The organism is Paenibacillus sp. Lou8.1 (genome assembly GCF_024213565.1).
In the GTDB taxonomy this organism is placed as follows: Bacteria; Bacillota; Bacilli; order Paenibacillales; family Paenibacillaceae; genus Paenibacillus; species Paenibacillus polymyxa_B.
In genome coordinates, this window is sequence record NZ_JANAVN010000013.1 from 81,750 (window position 1) to 100,973 (window position 19,224).

The 19,224-nt window shown below is 44.9% G+C and carries 22 protein-coding genes; 8 read left to right on the top strand and 14 right to left on the bottom strand.

Annotated elements, in window-relative coordinates; all coding sequences use genetic code 11:
* Positions 1 to 10: 10 nt before the first annotated feature.
* Entirely contained in the window at positions 11 to 196 is a 186-nt protein-coding gene (locus tag NLX78_RS18695; protein ID WP_061831982.1) for a hypothetical protein, read from the bottom strand.
* A gap of 217 nt (positions 197 to 413) precedes the next feature.
* Entirely contained in the window at positions 414 to 848 is a 435-nt protein-coding gene (locus tag NLX78_RS18700; protein WP_254351226.1) for a hypothetical protein, read from the bottom strand.
* A gap of 290 nt (positions 849 to 1,138) precedes the next feature.
* Between NLX78_RS18700 and NLX78_RS18705 the strand changes: the two genes are divergently transcribed.
* Positions 1,139 to 1,603: a MarR family winged helix-turn-helix transcriptional regulator gene (locus tag NLX78_RS18705; RefSeq protein ID WP_250259446.1), complete on the top strand. Its 465-nt coding sequence runs from the start codon at positions 1,139 to 1,141 to the stop codon at positions 1,601 to 1,603.
* A gap of 177 nt (positions 1,604 to 1,780) precedes the next feature.
* Here NLX78_RS18705 and NLX78_RS18710 read toward each other — a convergent pair whose 3' ends face one another.
* From NLX78_RS18710 to NLX78_RS18750, 9 genes are all read right to left on the bottom strand, one after another.
* Positions 1,781 to 3,373: a glycoside hydrolase family 32 protein gene (locus tag NLX78_RS18710; protein ID WP_254351227.1), complete on the bottom strand. Its 1,593-nt coding sequence runs from the start codon at positions 3,371 to 3,373 to the stop codon at positions 1,781 to 1,783.
* 106 nt (positions 3,374 to 3,479) lie between these two features.
* Complete coding sequence (locus NLX78_RS18715; RefSeq protein WP_302057433.1) at positions 3,480 to 4,979, bottom strand: glycoside hydrolase family 68 protein; 1,500 nt, start codon at positions 4,977 to 4,979, stop codon at positions 3,480 to 3,482.
* An 82-nt stretch (positions 4,980 to 5,061) separates the two neighbouring features.
* On the bottom strand, positions 5,062 to 5,307 hold the full coding sequence (locus tag NLX78_RS18720) for a hypothetical protein (RefSeq protein WP_254351229.1): 246 nt from the start codon (positions 5,305 to 5,307) through the stop codon (positions 5,062 to 5,064).
* A 278-nt stretch (positions 5,308 to 5,585) separates the two neighbouring features.
* Positions 5,586 to 7,100 carry an MDR family MFS transporter gene (locus NLX78_RS18725; protein ID WP_254351230.1) on the bottom strand — a complete coding sequence of 505 codons (1,515 nt, stop codon included), beginning with the start codon at positions 7,098 to 7,100 and terminating at the stop codon, positions 5,586 to 5,588.
* A 173-nt stretch (positions 7,101 to 7,273) separates the two neighbouring features.
* Positions 7,274 to 8,833 carry an ABC transporter ATP-binding protein gene (locus tag NLX78_RS18730; protein WP_254351231.1) on the bottom strand — a complete coding sequence of 520 codons (1,560 nt, stop codon included), beginning with the start codon at positions 8,831 to 8,833 and terminating at the stop codon, positions 7,274 to 7,276.
* Between the two features lie 56 nt (positions 8,834 to 8,889).
* Complete coding sequence (locus NLX78_RS18735) at positions 8,890 to 9,477, bottom strand: ECF transporter S component (protein WP_235307211.1); 588 nt, start codon at positions 9,475 to 9,477, stop codon at positions 8,890 to 8,892.
* Between the two features lie 157 nt (positions 9,478 to 9,634).
* On the bottom strand, positions 9,635 to 10,393 hold the full coding sequence (locus NLX78_RS18740; protein ID WP_069291075.1) for an energy-coupling factor transporter transmembrane component T family protein: 759 nt from the start codon (positions 10,391 to 10,393) through the stop codon (positions 9,635 to 9,637).
* Positions 10,377 to 10,973, bottom strand: coding sequence for a GNAT family N-acetyltransferase (locus NLX78_RS18745; RefSeq protein WP_254351232.1), 597 nt, complete (start codon positions 10,971 to 10,973; stop codon positions 10,377 to 10,379). The genes NLX78_RS18740 and NLX78_RS18745 overlap by 17 nt, the downstream gene beginning before the upstream one ends.
* A gap of 166 nt (positions 10,974 to 11,139) precedes the next feature.
* Positions 11,140 to 11,433 (bottom strand): hypothetical protein, encoded by a 294-nt coding sequence (locus NLX78_RS18750; RefSeq protein ID WP_061831300.1) that lies wholly within the window; start codon positions 11,431 to 11,433, stop codon positions 11,140 to 11,142.
* A 339-nt stretch (positions 11,434 to 11,772) separates the two neighbouring features.
* Here NLX78_RS18750 and NLX78_RS18755 point away from each other — a divergent pair, with 339 nt between their 5' ends.
* Both NLX78_RS18755 and NLX78_RS18760 read left to right on the top strand, forming a co-directional pair.
* Complete coding sequence (locus NLX78_RS18755) at positions 11,773 to 12,252, top strand: GAF domain-containing protein (RefSeq protein WP_025719270.1); 480 nt, start codon at positions 11,773 to 11,775, stop codon at positions 12,250 to 12,252.
* A 90-nt stretch (positions 12,253 to 12,342) separates the two neighbouring features.
* Positions 12,343 to 12,816 (top strand): hypothetical protein, encoded by a 474-nt coding sequence (locus NLX78_RS18760; protein WP_069291072.1) that lies wholly within the window; start codon positions 12,343 to 12,345, stop codon positions 12,814 to 12,816.
* 65 nt (positions 12,817 to 12,881) lie between these two features.
* Here the strand turns inward: NLX78_RS18760 and NLX78_RS18765 are convergent, their stop codons facing one another.
* Both NLX78_RS18765 and NLX78_RS18770 read right to left on the bottom strand, forming a co-directional pair.
* On the bottom strand, positions 12,882 to 13,646 hold the full coding sequence (locus NLX78_RS18765) for a MerR family transcriptional regulator (RefSeq protein ID WP_250259453.1): 765 nt from the start codon (positions 13,644 to 13,646) through the stop codon (positions 12,882 to 12,884).
* Positions 13,647 to 13,909: 263 nt separating this feature from the next.
* Positions 13,910 to 14,281: a MerR family transcriptional regulator gene (locus NLX78_RS18770; protein WP_069291070.1), complete on the bottom strand. Its 372-nt coding sequence runs from the start codon at positions 14,279 to 14,281 to the stop codon at positions 13,910 to 13,912.
* Positions 14,282 to 14,670: 389 nt separating this feature from the next.
* Here NLX78_RS18770 and NLX78_RS18775 point away from each other — a divergent pair, with 389 nt between their 5' ends.
* Positions 14,671 to 15,135: an AbrB/MazE/SpoVT family DNA-binding domain-containing protein gene (locus tag NLX78_RS18775; RefSeq protein ID WP_069291068.1), complete on the top strand. Its 465-nt coding sequence runs from the start codon at positions 14,671 to 14,673 to the stop codon at positions 15,133 to 15,135.
* A 646-nt stretch (positions 15,136 to 15,781) separates the two neighbouring features.
* Positions 15,782 to 16,339, top strand: coding sequence for a hypothetical protein (locus NLX78_RS18780; protein WP_254351233.1), 558 nt, complete (start codon positions 15,782 to 15,784; stop codon positions 16,337 to 16,339).
* A 176-nt stretch (positions 16,340 to 16,515) separates the two neighbouring features.
* On the opposite strand, the gene NLX78_RS18785 is transcribed toward NLX78_RS18780, so the two are convergent.
* Positions 16,516 to 17,082, bottom strand: a complete 567-nt coding sequence (locus NLX78_RS18785) for an NAD(P)H-dependent oxidoreductase (RefSeq protein ID WP_250267421.1) — start codon at positions 17,080 to 17,082, stop codon at positions 16,516 to 16,518.
* Between the two features lie 415 nt (positions 17,083 to 17,497).
* Between NLX78_RS18785 and NLX78_RS18790 the strand changes: the two genes are divergently transcribed.
* From NLX78_RS18790 to NLX78_RS18800, 3 genes are all read left to right on the top strand, one after another.
* Positions 17,498 to 18,409: a helix-turn-helix transcriptional regulator gene (locus tag NLX78_RS18790; RefSeq protein ID WP_069291066.1), complete on the top strand. Its 912-nt coding sequence runs from the start codon at positions 17,498 to 17,500 to the stop codon at positions 18,407 to 18,409.
* Positions 18,410 to 18,497: 88 nt separating this feature from the next.
* Positions 18,498 to 18,848: a nuclear transport factor 2 family protein gene (locus tag NLX78_RS18795; RefSeq protein WP_061831292.1), complete on the top strand. Its 351-nt coding sequence runs from the start codon at positions 18,498 to 18,500 to the stop codon at positions 18,846 to 18,848.
* A gap of 33 nt (positions 18,849 to 18,881) precedes the next feature.
* Positions 18,882 to 19,169: a DUF1330 domain-containing protein gene (locus tag NLX78_RS18800; protein ID WP_165178959.1), complete on the top strand. Its 288-nt coding sequence runs from the start codon at positions 18,882 to 18,884 to the stop codon at positions 19,167 to 19,169.
* Positions 19,170 to 19,224: the final 55 nt, after the last annotated feature.

The window sequence follows — 19,224 nt, forward strand, 5'->3', positions numbered from 1 at the left end:
CTCCTTTAAATTACACGAGCAGATTTTTAAGTTGTTGAATATCTTGTGTACCACCGTTTACATCCTGCTGCAAAATGTTTTTTAAATTTGTGTCTGATACTAAAGGAATCATGGTTTGGGCTTTTGTCAGGCAAGTTGTTTTAAACGTAAGTAGCTCATGTAATTCCAATTTTTCGTGAACTCCTAATTTTTGCAAGGTCAAGACCTCCTTTCTGAAATTGTTATTCCCTGCTGTCGTTGCTATTTATGCATATCCTACAGAATTTCAATTTTGGTGAAAGCTCTAACTGAGTTCTTCTCACACAAAAAAAGCTCCTTCAAATCCACAATAATTAATGGTCTTATAGGAGCCTTATCCTAATATGAGCTGAACAGTAAAGACTCAAATTCTAATTATGACTTTTAGGACAAAATCAGATATGGATGCTTCCAGAAAATCCATCCACATCGTCTTCAGGTTGTTGATCAGAGCTGACGTTGTGCTCCTCCATCGTATTAGTGTACGTTTGAGAGGAGCCATTTTTATAAGCTTCGCTCCAGTCTTCGTTGATCGTGTGTGCCGGGATAATCCAATCTTCCGGGCTATAACCTGGATTATGTACACCTGTATTTCCTTGCAAACCGGGATATTGATCCGGTTTAGAGAAAAGAGTCCCTACCTCAATCATGCTTCCTTCATAGGCTTGGCAAATTTCCAATGCAGACAGCACATCCTGGTTCTCAATATGAACACTGAGACCTGTGTCACCATTTGTGCTGGCAGAGTATCCAATTTCCTTTAATGTTTCACAGGCTTGGACGGCTTGCTGCGGATCACGAAATTGAAAACGGAAAGAACCTGTATCCATGTGTTTCATCTCCTCTGAAGTAGCTTATTTGGTTAATTGGGGTTCATCAAGCTAGGTATGTTATTTTTAATATAACCAACCGGAACAGTATTTTTACATTCAAAACCCTTATTTTTCAAAAATTTACTTTAAAGCTTTGAAATTAAATAGTTAAAAAAGCAGCTACTGTGACAAATCGCATGTTTTCGCTACGTAAATCCCTTTATGCTAGTAACAAGGGTATGGTTGCCCGGTCATCCGAGCCGAGCGGTCAAAGGATGCCCAAATCCATACATAAAGGCGGAATGAAGATGATAGATTACCGAACATTGGTGACACAGCAATCCATGCATTTGTATAGCGTGTTTGCCAAGTCATTCAAAAGTGTAAACGAACATGCGGTTGCTGGCATCAAAACGGTGGGCTTCAACCCCACGGCCTTCGCCGTGATGGAAGTTTTATATCACAAGGGCGCGCAGCCAATCCAACAAATTGGAGCAAAGCTGCTTCTGCAAAGCGGAAATGTCACTTATGTTATCGACAAACTAGAAAGCCGCGGTTATTTGCATCGTCACCCGTGCGACCAAGATCGTCGGATTATATATGCAGAATTGACGGATGAAGGACAACGTGTCATGGACGAAATTTATCCTGATTATACACGTCAGATTGAACGTGCCTTTAGCGGAATCAGTGAAACCGAAAGAGATCAACTCATCGGCTTGCTCAAAAAAATGGGCCGTAGCGCTGATAACTTGTCACCTTATCACAAATAGAATGAATAGTAATTTTAGCAACTAATCGTTTGTGAATAAACGAACAATCTTATAGCTGTGCTAAAACGAAAATTTAGATTTACACAGAAAAGTCCACCCTTATATTCATGGGTGGACTTTTTATATACCTGAATAGAGCGAAATATGCCCAAGCTTACAGAACAGCATAAGTACCTGCTATCGGCTAAAATGTTTGACCACTACATTGTTAAAAACAGCCGGACCGCCATCGGAAAAAAGAGTAATTTTCTGATCCTCTAATCGTGGAAATATTAAGGAGGAATAAGCTACTTCTCCACCATCTACAAACACTTCAATGCTGGTTTTATCGACGAGAATGTTCAGGTGGACCTTTTTCTTATTAGCATCAAAAGGCGCCTTGCTCTCTACATATTTTCCACTCTGATCCGGCTGCCCGGTGTTGGCTCTATTTACGTAGGAGTATTGACCGTCCACTGAGACACCCACATCGACATGACGCTTGCCATCCGTCGACTCTCGAAGCCTCAATCCTACATTTTTAATCGTGGACCAAGATACATCCGCCTCTAACTGATAGGCATCGCCTGCTACCGGAAGACGGTGAGCACCCTCTACTTTAATCGTTCCTAATGATTTTTTGGATGTTTGGAATTGCTCCAAATGGGGTACCGGCTGTGAAACCAAACGATATCCAACATCTTCCGTATGTTTCAGTCGAATTTGGCGAACAATCGAATCCATTCCATTAAAGCCTTCCTTTAGGGTAGGCGTGTTATTGGCATAATCCCAATTATTCATCCAGGCCAGAGCATAACGGTGACTATATTTATCTTTGTCTTTTCCTTCCTCGAACGTAACTGCACCATACCAGTCAAACCCATAATCCAGCCACTCAGGTTCACTGTGATTAGGGAGAAATGCTTCTCCATTAAAATCTCCCGTCCAGTAGGCATACGTGTTGGGTCCGCCTGTTGATTTGCTATTGGCGCTCACACCCAGAATCCATTGATAGGTTCCATCATCCGCACGCATCCGGTAAAGGTCAGGACATTCCACAAGCCCAATATTTTCTGTTTGAAAGCCGCTCGTATACCGCCAATTCTTTAAATTATCAGACTCATAAAAGCCAATCTTCGTTCCCTCTGCCATGACCATCACCCATTGATTACGTTGAGGATCTCGGATGATTTTGGGATCTCTGAAGTCCTTTGTACCGGGGTTGGACATCACAGGCTTGTTGCGGTAAGAAGTAAACGTCTTGCCTTTGTCTTTACTGTACCACAAAAATTGTTCCTGCTTTCCGCCATCTGCGGAGGGCTGTGTCACAATGGCTACCAGCGTGCCTTTTCCAAAACCTGCGGTATTATTATCATCGATCACGACCGAACCGGACCAAGGATCTCCATTCGGATTCGTATATTTTGGAATCGCCACCCCTTCATCTTTCCAATGAACCAGATCGGTGGATGTGGCATGTCGCCATTCTGTACCGTTCTTTTTGGGATAATCACGATTATATAAATAATAATAATGATATTTTCCATCCATATAAATAGGCCGTTGCGGATCATTCTTCCACTTATCCGGAACGGTAAAATGATAGGCTGACCGGTAGGTCGGTGTTGTTTGCTTATTTTGATTCGCTTGATTTTTTGGAGTTGCAGCAGATTTTTGGGGTTTGCCTGCATCCTGTTGGTACATACTCCAACCCATAGCTATAAATATAGTTAAGCCTGTGATGATTACAACGGATCGTATCCAAATATTCTTGGGAGCTTTGTTTCTCATTATGACGATCCTCCTTACCTCTCATTGCATCGTTATGTATCGTCCGATGGACGACAGATCGGGTTGCTACCAAGCTGCCGCCCTCGGACATGCTGCTTATACCTACTTATTTCTTGCCATACTCATTTTGGGGTTCTTTTTTGTCCTTTTCTGGATCAATCGTGATTTGCCCTTGTTCCAGTATACCGTTTTTCACAACAGAGGTTTTCGAACCTTTAATATTCAGCAGGAAGCTTGGCGCGAAAGTAGATTTGTGATCCGGGAAAAGCCCACGATTGGTCATATAACTCGACACAACTACGTTATTGCCTTTGCCTTGCGGGATAGCAAAATGGGCATACGTCCAGGTAATATCATCACGATCCAGATCCTGATGAAGAACGAGACCGGTTCCATTCAACGGTTTATAAGGCCCTGTCAAGGAAGTAGAAACATAACCCAGCATGTAAATATCATCGTCACCGATCGCATCTACAGTCACCTTAGAACCTCTTGTACTCGTAAATAAATACCACAAACCGTTCATTTTGAACACATTCGCCCGTTCAATTTCATCTGTTACCAGATTGGATGCAATCAAAGGAGGCATTACATTTTTCAACGTATAATCATCATTCAATTCAACGATACCCAGTGCGCCGTTCGCCAGCTCAGCTCCCTTTTTCTTAGGACTTTGCAACAGGTTTTGTTGCTCTTCCGTGAAGAATTTCTTATTGCCGCCATAATAAGCTGGGTTTTGAATCGAATCTTCGCCCTGATAGCCTGTTTCTGTCCCTGTGTTGGCTTCAAATATAATATATTTGTGGCCTTGATCCTCGACATAGTGAGGGTCTCTAAAGGTATGATTATCCATTTCCACTCCGACGCTTTGCTGTACATTTTGATAGATTTTCCCATCTCCACCGTCATAGATCGATTTCAAATCCTCGACTCCATCTACTTTCAGTGTCTTATCATCAGGCTGAGAGACATTAATTTGAGCCGTGCTCAAGGTTTGCTTGCCGTATAAATTGTTATTCGGATCATATGGCTGTCTGCTGGTATAGAATAAACGTACTTGTCCATCAGAGGTTAAGGTAGCTGAACCTGACCATTCTTCTGACTGATTTTTTAGAATCGGATCGTTGGCAAGCAGTTTATCATTGTCTTTAAATACTCTGCCAGCGTTTTTCCAGCCGCTTAGTGAAGTATTGCCCGCTTTTTGATAGAACAGGTATATGAATGTATCCTCGCCTCTTTTAGGATCGCCTGCCAGTCCAAAAACGATATTGTACCCCTTGTAATTGGCTACTGTGCCATCGGCATTTTGTAACGGCCAAGAGTCCCAGACATCGAAATCAATCAGCTTGCCTGAGCTGTCGCGACCCATAGCAGAAGGAATATTTTTAATTGTAGACGCATCGAAGGACGGAACCTCATATTTCTCTTTGCCTTGCTGTTTGAAAATATTAAGCATGTCATTACGCGTAATTTGCGTAAATGCACTGTCTGTTTTGAGATCAGATGCATCATTTTCCTCGGCAAAAGCCTGAACGCCGCCTCCTAACAGCAAGGTAGTTGCTACTGTTGCAGTGGCTGCTTTACTGAACCATTTGTTAAACTTCAAGTACTCCATCTCCCTTAATCTAATTATGCTTCTAGATTTGAAACCCAACTTTTTGGTTGGTAGGGCCATTTTATATGGTATGTCAAACGATTGATATAGACTGAAAAGCCCTATTATGTGAGGTAAGAAAACAGGTTCCTCTATGAATTTCATCCTCATATTTTCCTAGTAATTTTCTGAAAATTCCTTTTTTTTCATTCCTATTACATTCAGAAATATTTGCTACTTGATTTTTTTCCGTGTCCCATTTTGCTAGGTTGGTTGCTTCATTTACATGCAAAATCGTTCTAAAATAATCATACAAAGCCTCATTTGTAAGCGGGTTCAAAAAAATGGTTCCTTAGTACCCTACAGCTCAATTCAGAAACATATTTTTTGTTACAATTCCTTAAGACTTTTTTACCATTTTGTAACCTATACCTATGAATATATAGCAACTCTAGGGGGTTTTTATCTCCTTTTTGTATACCGGGGAATTTATCGGTCCTATACGAGGTGGCTATTTTGCTGATCAGTAGGAGGAGAGACCATTGCATAAAGAGACAGCCCGGACCCTTATTTGGTGTACCGTACTGTCTCTTTATCATGAAAGATTTATATTATTTTTTATGCGTGTTCTCTTTGTGGTGTCTTTACGCGCTGATCTGCCTCTTCTTCCGTACCCGGCGGACGGTTCCGCAGTCCGAGGACGACAAACCAGCTAATAACTGCAATAACGACCATGATAACGAACAGGGAATGCAGACTGTTTTCCAGTACAGAACGAAGTAATCCGGCAACCTTGTCACTTAGACTCTGTGAAGCATGCGGGGCCAGCAGACCGTTAATATCCTCCTGCGTAACCCCTTGCTGAGTTAGCTGTCCATCGGCTGTCTGGGCAGCGATGCGATAGTTCAGCCATGAACCGAAGGCTGCAACCCCAATCGTTTGCCCCAACGTGCGCAGGAATGTATTCAAAGCTGTAGACGCGCCACGCAACTGGAACCCAACCGAGGACTGGGCAATAATCGTGAACACAGTTATCGAAAAGCCAAATCCCAGTCCATACAACAATGTAGACAGGAACAGCAGCCAGATCGGAGCCGTTTGGCCCATCAAGGTCATGACGAAGGCACCCAATACAATCAGGGTCAGCCCGATCAAAGAGGTTCGACGCGAGCCCAGCGTCAGCAAAATGCGCCCTCCGATCATGGAGCCAAATAGCCAACCTACGGACATTGGAGCCAAGGCGAGACCAGATGAAGCGGCATCTCCACCGTGTATACCTTGAATCCATAGTGGAAGATAGCTAGTCAGACCGATCAGCAGGGTGCTGACTAACAGGGCTGCGGCACAGGAAAAAGCAATATCCCGTATCCGAAATAGCTTTAGTGGCACCATCGGTTCCTGAGCGCGTTTTTCAATAACCAAAAACAGAATCAGGAACAAAATGGCTACGGCAGCCAAGGCCAGCAATTCAGGAGAAGCCCAGCCGATATACTGCCCACCCAGTGCCAATACGAGCAAGAGGGCCGTCATCCCGATGGTAAAGGTAACCGCTCCCGGCACGTCAATACGTGCGGTACGCTTGCTTACCTGTTCACGCAAGTAACGGGCGATGAAGAACATAGCCAGCAATCCAAAGGGGACGTTAAAGCCGAAAATCCACTCCCAGCCAAAATAGGTAACCACATAACCGCCCAAGAGAGGCCCGATCAGGGAAGAAATTCCCCATACGGAGCTGATCATGCCTTGGACTTTGCCGCGTTCCTCCATTTTGTATATATCACCGATGATGGTAAAGGTAACGGGAATGACACCACCCGCACCAATCCCTTGGATAGCCCGGTAGATAATAAGCTGCTCCATACTACCAGCCATCATACAAAGCAACGAGCCAAGTACAAACAACGAACAGCCGATTAAAAAAATGGGTTTTCGGCCAAACAAATCGCTAAGCTTGCCGAAAATGGGCGTGGTCACAGCCATCGTCAGCAAATATGCCGTGAAAATCCAACTGAGCAATTTCACGCTACCCAGCTCGCTAACAATCGTCGGTCCCGCTGGACCGATAACCGTTCCTTCAATTGCGGCCAGAAAAGTGGCCAATAGAACACCTGTCAGCACGAGTCCGCGCTTCATGGGTTTATCGTTTCCCAAGCAAATCACAAATCCTTCCCTTATAAAAACTGTGTTGTATCTGTGCGGTTTGCCTTTCCAGAATGGATTATTACCCGCACCGCATAATCGTAAACAGGCGGCCTATATAGGCCGCCTGTTTTGTACGATGTATATATATTATTGTCTACATATCGTTAATTTTTGTCAACTATAATCGTATGATAAATCTCACTATTTTCCATTTTATAGAGATGGCCCTCTTCCATGCACAGAACATCGCTGGCAAAGCTTTCAGCTACCTGCATATCGTGGGTGATGACCAGAAAAGCCGCACCTTCGGCAGACTGCTCTGTGCACATACGGAGCAGAATATTCGCTCCTTCGTAATCCGTTCCTGCGGTAGGCTCATCCAAAATGTATAGCTTTTTGGGCAAGATGAACTGTGCCGCAACGCTCAAGAGCCTTTTTTCGCCTCCACTTAGCAGGTACGGGGAGGCATCCAGTCTGTGCTCCAGCCTGGCGGAAGCCAGTAAGCGCTGCGCCCGTTCCACATATGCGGCGGGAACCGGCTCCCCGGTCCGTAAACCAAGCTTGGCGCGCACGCTGTACAAGCACTCCTCCCACACCGTTGCAGCTGCAAACTGATGCTCTGGCTGCTGGAATACATAGCCGATTCCGGCAGCCAGCTGGTGAATTGGCAGCTTCGCCATATCCTGCCCCTCCCACCGCATGCACCCCTTCGGTGCTGGGAGTAGACCCATGAGCAGCTTGCCGAGCGTGGTTTTACCCGAGCCGTTCTCACCCAGCAGCACGGCTCGTTCACCGGGCGCAAGAGCTAGGCTCACACCCTTTAGCGCTGCCCGCTGGCTGCCAGGATAGGTGAAGGTCAATCCCTTCACCTCCAACAACGGCTGCCCAGCGCGGTCCGCTGCTGAGCCGGGATTCACCCCCGGCTCACGCGGCATGTCTCCCCTCCCTGCGGAAGAGGGGAGCAGCCCCAAGGCGGCCAGCTGTGCACCATGTTCGCGCAGCAGCGTTTCGGGCGGACCCTGCAGCTGCACGGTCCCGCCCTTCAAGACGATGACGCGCTGTGCTGCCCGCGCGCCATCGTCTATGCGGCCGGACGCGGTAACTACCGTCCGGCCTTCGGCATGAAGCCGCCGACATAGCAGGGCAAAGTCGCGTACAGCCGGTGGGTCCAACTGCGCAGCTGCGTCGTCGAACACGACCAGCGGCGCTTCCAACGCCAGTACCGCAGCAATCGCGGTGCGTTGGCGCTGGCCTCCCGAAAGGCGCCGCACGAAGGAGTCGCGCTCGGGAGCTAGGCCGACGGCCTCCAGCGCAGCGGCAATGCGCTGCGCTATTTCTGCCGGAGGCACGCGCAGGTTCTCCGGCCCAAAAGCAATCTCGTCTTCGACGATTCCCTGCACCAGCTGGGCATCCGGGTCCTGAAGCACTACGCCGACAGTGGTGGCGACAGTAGCCAAATCAGCGGTATCGGGGTCCATCCCGTACACGGTCAGCTCCCCCGTCCGTTCGCCTTCACCGGAACGAGACAACCCGCCATGAAGTAGCTGACATAGCGTAGACTTTCCACTTCCACTGGCTCCGACAATGGCTACATGTTCGCCCACCGCAATGTCCAGTGTCAGACCATGTAAAGCTGGCTCCACCTGGTCATCATACCGATAGCCAAAATTCTTCAAGGATACGGCTATTTTACTGCTAGAGTTATAATCGCTATGTTCATTCATAACTGAAATATCCTCGATCCCCATTGTTGAAGATATAACCACATGTATAGCCACGGCTATGCACGTGAAGCGCGTCCCAGTTCAAAACGTTTTAACAGTCCCGTACGATTTAAAGCATCACCCAACACTTTCGTCAGCAGACCGCACAGGACAATGCCGCTCAGGATACGAACGACCAGTGCAATCGTCAGCACCTTCCAGCCCCAATGCATATAGCCAAACATATTGGCTGCGACAATAAACCACAGCGGAACCATAGCCCCACCCACTAGCATCAGCGAAACTGCGTTCCAGCGTCGATACCGCAACAAGGCAAATACCAACTCAGCCGCAATCATATAGCAGACAGCCGCCGCGATAATAGAAGCAATTCCATAGGCAGAGCCCATAAAGGATTGCACCACCGCGCCAAATGCATAAGCAATAACCGCCGTACCCGGCTTACGAATAATATAATAAGCCAACAAACCGTATATCATGTACAGCCCGACAATAGAGGAAGTAGCGATAGGCCCTCCCAGACTGTTTAATGTTTTGTTAATGAGCGACAAATACACGGTCATGACACCGTTCAACGTGGCCAGCATCGCCATGAGTACGATATCCAGCGTTGTAAACTTTGCAAACATACGAGATTCCTTCATATGTATTTCTTGACTCCTCTCCCTATCTAATCTATAAGATTACAGCTCTGATCCTTGTACAAGCTGTTACTGTATAAATGTATTCATCTGCGGCCTTATTGTCAACCTAATTATATTTAACAGGTTGACAATAAGGCCAAAAATAAGAGGCTTCACTTTATAAGCTCCACCATAAAACAGCCGTAGTTAATACAGCAGTCACCGCACATAAGTTGCCTAAACGCCCATTGTTCAGTGTACGAAGATATGTCCGTTCTGCATAAGCGCCGAAACCTTTGCCCTCCATAGCCAGCGCCGTCTGCTGAACCCGTCTTACAGCATTCACCAACACAGCAGCCGCATACCCGCTCCACCATGATAACCGATTGCTCCACCCTCGTGGTGGTTCCTGTCCACGAACACGCCGTGCTGCCATAATTGTTCGCCCTTCTTCTTCCAATAAGGGGAGAAACGTCAGTGCCACCGAAATACCGAACGCAAACCGATAAGGAACACGCAAGCGCAGATTCAATGCCTGCACAAAATCTCGGGGATCGGTCGTCGAGAGATAGATATAAGATGCCAAAAACAACACAAAAATCCGCAACGTCAACGCCCCTGCGATGTCCAGTCCCTCTGCTGTAATGACAATGGGTCCCCATGCAGCCACGGTATGTCCTTCTCGAATCGCTAGGATAGACAATATAAAATACGGAATACCTAAACCAATCAGGAACGACATAGCCCGAAGTTGGCGTGCTAAGGGCAAACGTGCGCCCAAGCCAGCCACAGCAATCAGTACAGCCAAGAGTGCTGCTTCCCGCAGCGTCGAATCCCAAGCCATCGACAGGAGGCTAAAACATCCCACCCATATTAGCTTACTTAACGGCCCTAACCTGTGCAGCGGCGACGAACCGCCGTTATACTGAAACAGCATTTCGTTGTGCCTCCAGTCTGAGCCATTCTTCATGCAGTAAAGAATACATCAGCATATCCTTAAAGCCTGTAGATGTATGCTGTACCTGCCGCAACAGTCCTTCCTGTGTCCAGGACATCGAGGAAAGCAGGGCTTGCGAGCCTGTATTGCGCGGGTCCACCAGCGCTTCGATCCGATTCACCCGAATCGTGTTATACCCGAATGACAGCACCAAGCGTAGCGCCTCGGTCATGTAACCCTGTCGCCAATAAGGCTTGGCTATTTCATAACCAATCTCGGCTTTATAGGCTCCCTCCGTCTGCCAATAATTAAAACCACAGCTTCCAATCAACTTCCCGTTCTCCTTCAGCTCTATTCCCCAGCGCAGCGCATCCTCCGTCTTCGCCAGCTCATTCAACAGCTCAATCATATCCTCTGCGTCCTCACGTCCTGACATACCAGAAAGGTTCATATAACGGTGAACCTCCGGGTCAGACCAGCAAGCAAACATTGTAGCCGCATCCCCGCTTTCCATCCTTCGCAGCCGAAGACGCACACTTTCCAGCAGTGGTATATGCCCCTTACATGCATATGCACACATGTTCAATCATCCTTCCAGCATTAAAATGACAATAAATATACGCTACATTTAAGCATACACCTTCAACAAACACAACCTTATTTAAAGCTGCGAAGCTTATATATATAAATAGCCCTCCTGTTCCTAGGATTAGGAATTAGAAGGGCATCTTCTATATTATAAGAGATTAAACTGTGGTGCGAGTCGGTTTCTTCACAACATCCTTGTACAGTACGCCCAGCATCGACTGAATTTCCTGTAATTCATCGATCCCTGCGCCGGTAATGCTGAACATATCATCATGCGGTGTCAGAAAGTTTTCCTGCGTCAGGTTTTCAAGCTCCTGCTTGACCTCACGTTCTCCTACACGGTAACCGCGCTCTTCCAACACAGGTTGAATATCTCTTACCGTGAGATCGTTCTGATGTGCATAAGAAAGCATCTGTATACGGATAAACAAGTTCTGAACATCTGCATGCATAATTGTAACTCCTCCCTGGCCTAGGCCACCATGTTACACTGTTTTTACCCATAGAGGATAAGCTGGAAACAGATGAGGACAACCCTCGCTGAATTGCTTTCTATATTGTTTGCCCCGCTAAAACGTATAGCTTTCCCTTCCCAAAATGATTCTGTACAGAGGTTAGAGTACGGAGTGTACGAAAAGGTTACAGAGTGATTTTCCACTTGACTGAATATATACAATCGTTATATCTTGAATTAATTAACCAATGGTAAAAGCGAATTGGATAATTACCTATTTTTTACGATATATACAACACTTAATGTAAAAATTTAATGTTAGGAGCGTGAACCCTACATGTTTCAAGCTATTCCTTACGAAGGCACACGTCATGAACAATTCGAATCGGTTCTCGGACAACTCCGGGCACTTATTCATGATGAATCCAATACCATTGCCAATCTGGCAAATGCTTCAGCATTACTTGGTCATTTCCTTCCTGATATTAATTGGAGCGGTTTCTATCTTTATGATGGCACTGAGCTTGTACTTGGTCCTTTCCAGGGCTTACCTGCATGTATACGGATTCCATTAGGACGTGGCGTATGCGGTACCGCAGCCGCAGAACAACGGACGCTTGTTATAGATGATGTACATGCGTTTCCAGGACATATTGCCTGTGACGCTGCTTCCAATAGTGAAATCGTTATTCCCCTTGTCAAGAATGGGGAACTGATTGGAGTGCTGGACATTGACAGCCCACTCAAAGGCCGCTTTGATCACGAAGATCGTGTATTCCTAGAGGAATTTACGGCTATTCTGGTAGCCAGCCTATAACCAAAAATAGCGCATATATATCGTCTTCCTTCGCCACAATATAGGAGGGTCTGAAACCCAAAACTATCCGGCGAAGGAGATTGATGATTCATGTACAACAACATGGCTCCACAACAACAACTTCATCAATGTGAACAAATCATGCAGCAATTGGTACAACAAACACAGCAAGGAACTGCCATGTATCAGCAGTTGCTGCAACAGGAACAACAAAATGCATCCAGTCTTGAAAGCCTGGTGCAACGTGAACGAAGCGCAGCTCAAATGATCCAAACTGCAATTCAGCATCACCAGCAGGCTATGCAGCAATACCAGCAAGTGATTCAACTGTGTAGTCAGTTGGAAAACTCCATCCGTTCCAGCAACCAAATGACTCAGCCTGGATTTGGCGATAGCTTTGCTTCCCGCAGTATGCAACCAACCTCCTTTAATACAGGTAGCCACATGAATAACAGCTTTCCGCAACATATGGGAACGACTGGACAACATTTCGCAAGCAGTGGCATGCAACATTACGGAAACAGCAGTCAGCAAGGCATGAGAACAGCACAAAGCAGCATGTAAGCTGCTTTACACACAAAAAGGGTGAACAGCAGGCCATCGGAATTGGCTTGTTGTTCACCCCTTTGTTAATTTAATTCCCGTTCGGCTAGAACCTTCATCCCGTCTCGCAAATACTCAGCCAGTCCGGGGCGATAGCCTTCATACATTTTATTGAAATCCTCATGCTCCACATACAAGTCTCCCAGCCCGCTATAAATTTCTGCTGTAGGGGTATAGAATCGGCTTACCCATTGAAGATGACGGCGGATTAGCGCCTGTACCTCTTCACTGTTATGCTTCAATCCTTTATTCATGGCTTCTGCCAGCCGCCGATGAATCTGATCAGCCTCTGCCTGCGAATCCAAATAATCCTCTTTGCTCCAGTTCTTCGTCGCCGTCTTGCTCTCCTGAATTGTTTCCTCAGCCTCTTGACCATAACGGTCTGTCAAATCACGTTCATACATTTCCTGCTTTTCCGGATTAAATCCTTGGTACATGTGCTCTGGTTTCATTGCTTGTTCCCCTTTCAAATGAGCCACCGTTTCGTCGATGGTCTGTAGGAGAGTATGCAAGCGGAAGACTTTGGCCTCAACCTTGGCTCGATGCTCCTGCAAAACCTCGGCCTTTTGTTCCTTGGTTTGCTCCAGCACATTTCCAATTTCAGATAAAGGCAAATCCAGTTCCCTGTACACCATGATTTGCTGAAGCCTCAACAGTTGTTCCTGTTCGTAATAGCGATATCCATTATTTCCAATATGATGCGGTTTCAGCAATCCGATTTCATCATAATAATGCAATGTTCGTACGCTGATTCCCGACAGATTAGATACTTCCTTCACCGTATAAGCCATTCCGCTTCACCTCCCTTGCTTGACAGTCTACAGTCTCACGTGGCGTGAGAGTCAACGCCCCCACTTGCCCACCTTGGTACTACACTTTTACCCTATAAGCGCGTTGTGAACCGCCCATTTGCCAACCATTTTCCATACTTACGACCTAGAATCTGCATCTTTAGAAATCTATGCAAAAAAGCCCTCCAGCACGTATTCTCAAATATGCCGGGGGCTCCATATATTCGATTTGACTTTACCACTATTTACAGATCATACGATACCTAAGAGAGGCTTTTCCCCATAACCACATGATCATAAAAAGCTATCTTTTGAATAATTTTCTCCAAATTGTGCTGCGTTTGTGCCACATGTTCTTCTACTTTCTTTTTGTGGGCTACAAGGAAGTCTCTTCTCTCTTGGATTGTGGCTTCTCCTTTTACATTTAGCTCAAGGTATGCCTTAATTTCTTCAATGGTCATCCCTGTATCTTTCATAGCCATAAGGAACCTAATCCAATCGATTTGTTTTTCGGTATATACCCTTCTTCCACCTTCATCCCGACCCACATCAGGTAATATGCCTTCTTTTTCATAGTAACGAAGAGTAGATGCGGGCAATCCGCTCTTCATTTGAACTTCTTTAATAGAGTACATAGTTATTCCCCTCCTCGTTCTTTTATTTTCTCTTCAAGTCAGCTTTAACGATAAGTATAAGTTTTCATAGTAAAGAGTGCAAAATTAAGATTCCTACTACCTTGCAGCAGCGAGGCAACCTTCTTATTGCCCGTTAGTCCGGATAGAAAATAGAACGTGAGCATTTGTGCCTCATAACGAAAATCGTCTAGAATAATCTTTATGAATATATATATCGGAAATTTTTTATAATCTCCTCAACACGTTTCTCTCAATAACAAAACATATTTTGGAAATTACTTGTATACTTTTCAACAGTTTACTAAATATATGCGATTGCTTCTCTAAGCCTATTCTTTTTTATCATAACTATTTAGTATTATAAGGATATAAAAAAAGGAGGTTATCATTTGAAAAGTACAGGTATGACACGTCCCCTAGATGCGTTAGGCCGCATCGTTATTCCCAAAGAAATGCGAATTTCCATGGATTATAATGTGGGTGATCCTGTTGAGATTTTTGCAGATGAGGAAACTGGTATTCTCGCCTTTCGAAAGTATACTGGGGTGACGTGTAAAATGTGTGGTTCAACAGAACAGTTAACTTATTTTAGAGACAGTTTTATTTGCGGGGAATGTATTGAAAGTTTAAAGAAGGGGATAAATTTTAGCCCTATCCTAAGACCATCCAAATCAGCTTTATCCAACTCACAACGATCTAATAAAGAGTCCAAACGTCTGCGGCGATCGACACAACAAATGATCGAAAGTCTAAAAGAATTAATGCAAAAACACCCCAATGCAGCACAGCACGAATATGCCAAAATACTTGAGGTTTCCCAAGCCCGTATATCCCAGCTCAAAAAAATGCTCTAACTACAGCTTGATACCCTACATAGATATACACCAGAGATTTCATCATGTGTAGCTACTTTTGAACCGTGATACGCAGCATCATAGCTAACCGACAAAATGCATGAACGTCCATGCGAAAATTCCACACTAGGTATAAAGAACCACTGCATGACTTGCAAGCGATAACGCCTATAAGCAGAAGGCTGTGCTACATTTAATAATGATTCCTGAATTAAAAAATGACCTTCTTTAATCTGAGAAGGTCATTTCATTTATTTATTCATTTTTCTATGGTAAACCACCGCACACTTCTAATATTATTTTCTCTATGGTTTCCTTGCGATAATCTAAAATCAGTAAAAGGCGCTCTCCAACCTCCTGTTCACCCTAAAGATGCCACACATGCTGGGACATTTAACAGAATGAAGGTATCGATTTCATCCGTGATTCGAGCAAGGGGTCGACATTTAAAGGCCGCCGTCCATAAGGGACTGGCTGCCTTTTTTAATTAACGGGCTGACGGGATCGTTGCAAAAATGCTCCTTTTTGTACTTTTTTGGGACAATGAATTTTTCAAGAAAATATCTTGTAGGAACATTGCCCATTCCAACGAGTACGTTTGCACATATGATGTCACAAAATTCAATCTAAAGGAGAGATATATACCTTGTCTAAACATTCTTCTCATCGTTCGATGGGGTCGTTACAACCACATTTTGCAACCACTACTGAAGTGAGTAATTTTGTTAATCTATGGGGAATATTTACTGTGAATGGTCAACAGATCGTTGCTTTCGTAAAAAGCGTAGATCCCACTAATAAATCAATGTTAGTGCTATATCCTAATGGGACACAGTCTTATATTGATGTTACTCAAATCAGTCAGGCACAAGGCCCTTATCCAAGTATGCCTTCTATTCCAGGACAAAGCGGTGGTCAGGGCGGGAGCCAAGGCGGTGGATCGCAGTGGCCTCCTCATGGTCAAGGCGGCGGTCAAGGCGGTGGATCGCAGTGGCCTCCTCATGGTCAGGGCGGCGGTCAAGGCGGTGGGTCGCAGTGGTGGCCTCAACATGGTCAAGGTGGCAGTCAGGGCGGTGGGTCGCAGTGGTGGCCTCAACATGGTCAGGGCGGCGGATCGCATTGGCCTCCTCATAATCAAGGTGGTGGGGCACAGTGGCCTTCTGGTGGATCTCGTAGCGCCAATCGGAAAAATCGGAAAAACTAATATCCACCCCTTATTGTAGCAATTGCCGCTTGCCATGAGCGAGTGTCGATTGGAACACATTCAATATTGGACCAACCCAAAAGGCATCGCCTGTAGATGCACGCGATGCCTTTTGGGTTAGCCACTGGCAACTTCGATTCCCCTAATGCTTAATCCTCTGGCTCTGAACATAAATATTAGGCTTTGCTGGTCATGTCTGCAATCTGGCGAAGCCACTTCTTACGTGTATTTTCATCAGATTGGGGTACCGACTCGAAAAATAGATGATACATGATATCAAGTCCACAATATTCAAATATGCCTTTGTCAGACGTCAAGCGAAGGGCTTGATCCATACCATTGCTGGCATATTCCGCATGTGATTTTCCTTGTGTATTGAGGATAATGGCTTTCTTACCCTTGAGTAATCCCATCTGCACTCCATTTACATATTTATAAGCAAATCCGTAAGAGAATACGCGGTCTATATACCCTTTCATAATGGCTGGCATCCCAGTCCACCAAATCGGATAAATAAGGGTGATTACCTCTGCCCATTGCAAAAATTCCTGTTCCCGTACAACATCTTCTCCGATTCCTTCAATGACCTCGCTGCTGCTAATCACAGGTTGAAAGTTGATTGCATATAGATCACGAACAACCACATCATGTCCTTTTTGCTTCAGCCCCTCGACTGCTGTGGTCAAAATTGCATGATTAAAGCTTCCCTCGGATGGATGTGCGTAAATAATAAGATGCTTCATGTTCTCTCCTCCATTTACTTTAAAATAAGTGATTGATCAATTACTCAACTTCGTACTCCTTCAATTAACTGAATATGCTCAATCCATAGTTCCGATAAAGATACGTTCAGTAAACTTGAGCGGTATCCTGCTCATGAATATCACCTCCGTTGCTTGTTAATTCAGTTAGTGATTGATCAATTACTAATGATTGGCCTCAGTATAGTTTATTCCTTTTTACTTTGCAAGTGCTTTTTGTTCAACTTTATATAAAAGATTGTAAAAAGATCTGATCCAAAGGCAGTGTTATTATCGCTGTTCAAAGAAAATAAAGTCCCCCAGTTGATGCCCATTAGGGTGTGATGTAGAGCAATCACTTAATATGACTTTATAATGTCATGTTATAAGGTGTATGCTACCGAGAGAGGTGAAGCGTATGCCGTTAAGCAGACATTTTGAAATCGTTTATATGTTACTCCATAAGAAAAAAGTGACTGCTGATGAATTGGCAGAGCATTTTGAGGTTTCCACACGAACGATTTATCGGGACATAGATACCTTAAGCGCAGCTGGGATTCCCATCTACAGCAGTAGAGGCAAGGGGGGCGGAATATCATTGATGGAGGGTTATGTCTTTAACACCTCTTTACTGTCCGAGCAGGAACAAGATGATATCTTAATGGCCCTTCAGAGTGTGGCTACAGCTACCATCCCACAGGTAGAAGAAGTGCTAAACAAGTTGAGTAGGCTTTTTAAAAAAGACATGGGAAACTGGATCGAAGTAGATTTTTCGCCATGGGGAAGCCAAAACAGCCAGAGACAGCTATTCACTCTTATACGCAACGCAATAATCACAAACCGTGTTATAAAGTTCCGCTATTATAACGTCGCCGGGGAACAGAGTTATCGTAGCGTCGAACCTGCCAAGCTCTTGTTTAAAGATAAATCCTGGTATGTGGAAGGTTACTGTTTAAATACCGAAAGTCATCGTGTATTTAAGATTAGCCGAATGAAAGAGATTGCAGTTACCGAAACTAGTTATGAGCCAAGAACAGTCGTAGCATCTACAGATACAAAGATGAACGACTTGCTTCATACCATTGAAGTAACTCTTCACATTTCTGCTCAAGGAGCTTACCGCGTATACGATGAATTTGCCGAGAAAACAATTACTCAGAAGGAAGACGGCTCTTATACCGTCACAGCACAATTTCCTGTAGGCAATTGGCTGGACAGTTATCTGCTGTCCTTTGGTCCCCTCCTTATAGAGGTTAGCCCCGAACAAGTACGTACAAGAATATTGTCTCATTTAGAAACGATGAAAAGAAATTTAAATGATCCTCTATAATATGACACCATGTAGTCATATTATTACTGCTATGATGAGTTTGAAGTTATCGCTCACAACATACTCACCATAGGAGGTTGAAGGATCAATGAATCCACATAGAACCCTGCCACCGGCAGTAGAAACTTACTTTACATCAGCGAACAAATCCCAGCTTGAAGTACTTACTTCCGCTTTCGATAAAGATGCGTTGATCTTGGATAATCATCGCGAAATCAAAGGTATGGAAGCCATAAAATCATGGTGTGAATCAGAAATATTGGGGCCGAATGTCACCTTTGAGATCGTGGATATGGATGACAGTAATAATACCATCGTCGTAATTGCGAAAGTAGACGGAGACTTTGATAAATCAAATCTTCCCGATCCACTCCTACTTAAACATCAATTTCTAGTAAACAACAATAAAATTAAAGAACTGATTATTACACTTCCATAAAGGAATTAAAAAAATAAGAAAGGGACAACGAATATGCCCGCTTATGTTGTTTTTATACGTGAACAGAGTACCGATCAAACTGAACTCCAACTCTATTCTGAGTTGGCACCGGCAGGTTTGGCGGGACATTCCGTCAACCCCCTAGCAATGTATGGCGCATACCAAGTCCTCGAAGGACCCGCTATTGAAGGGCTGGCCATCTTGGAATTCCCCACTTTTGAGGAAGCACAAGCTTGGTACTTTAGTCCAGCCTATCAAAAAGCCCTAAAGCATCGACTGCGCGGAGGGCGGTACCGGGGTGTCATTGTCGATAGTTTGTAAGGTTCGCAAGACAAGTGAACTCGAAGTGGAGATACCTAGAGGTATTTCTCAACCA